This is a genomic window from Shigella sp. FC1567, assembly GCF_001743015.1.
GTDB classification, from domain to species: domain Bacteria; phylum Pseudomonadota; class Gammaproteobacteria; order Enterobacterales; family Enterobacteriaceae; genus Escherichia; species Escherichia coli.
The window spans coordinates 1-834 of record NZ_MIIV01000326.1 but is presented as its reverse complement, the minus strand read 5'-3'; the positions used below and the strand labels follow the sequence as shown (position 1 = coordinate 834).

The following is an 834-nucleotide window of genomic DNA, read 5'->3' as shown; positions in this document are numbered from 1 at the left end:
TTTCTGTTCCATAACAGGTGTCCACTAGTTGAAAAGGTGGGCACCTACGTTACCAATACAGGCTTAATGGCTACATACGGCGGTCAGTTTACGCTTACTGTTTTCTCTTGTTAATGGCATCTTCAGTAAATACAGGGTTACTGATAGTGACACCAATTTCAAAACAACCTTCAGACGTATTAACGTTTGGTAATAACGTCTCCATTATTGCGTCCTCAACAATGAATTTTGAGTAATTGTTCCACAGTCATATTTTTAATTGCGCCCCGGTTAACAAGAGTCCATCCCTGTTTTTCCAGATAAAACCGGAAAGTCTCCAGGGTACAGACCAGTGCGCCATCAGGAACGGTTTCGGTGAATTCGACATTGCCGAATTTGTCGAAGTGAACAACCAGAGTGCGACCATCACCCGGAATCATCTTGTCAGCAGGTGGGGTGTTATTCTGGCGCAGTTCGGCCTCCATGCGATCGAACTCAGCAATGTAGGCTTCTTTGAATGAGGTGTACTGGCAATAGCGGACACTACCATTTGTTCTTTTTTTAATCAGCCATCTGATGATATTTTTCCCTGAAGGCTGCCGGGGAGATATTCCCCAGACGAGAGTGACGACGCTGACGATTGTAGAAAATCTCAATGTATTCCCGTATTACTGAGATGGCTTCATCCCGGTTATTAAAACGATAGTGGCTCAGGCTCTCATTTTTCAGCGTTCCCCAGAAGCTTTCCATCGGAGCGTTGTCGTAACAGTGACCTTTACGCGACATTGATGTTTTCAGACCAGACTGCTCCTGTATGACCCGGTAATCGTATGCGCAGTACTGTGAACCTCGATC

Annotated in this window: 3 pseudogenes; all 3 read right to left on the bottom strand. The window is 45.3% G+C overall.

Annotated elements, in window-relative coordinates:
- Window positions 1–100: 100 nt before the first annotated feature.
- Window positions 101–232: pseudogene (gene dicB / locus BHE85_RS16825) on the bottom strand (cell division inhibition protein DicB); the annotation flags it as partial.
- Window positions 216–500, bottom strand: a pseudogene (locus BHE85_RS16820) (Rha family phage regulatory protein); the annotation flags it as partial. The pseudogenes dicB and BHE85_RS16820, both read right to left, overlap by 17 nt.
- A gap of 46 nt (window positions 501–546) precedes the next feature.
- Window positions 547–834: pseudogene (locus BHE85_RS16815) on the bottom strand (integrase core domain-containing protein); the annotation flags it as partial.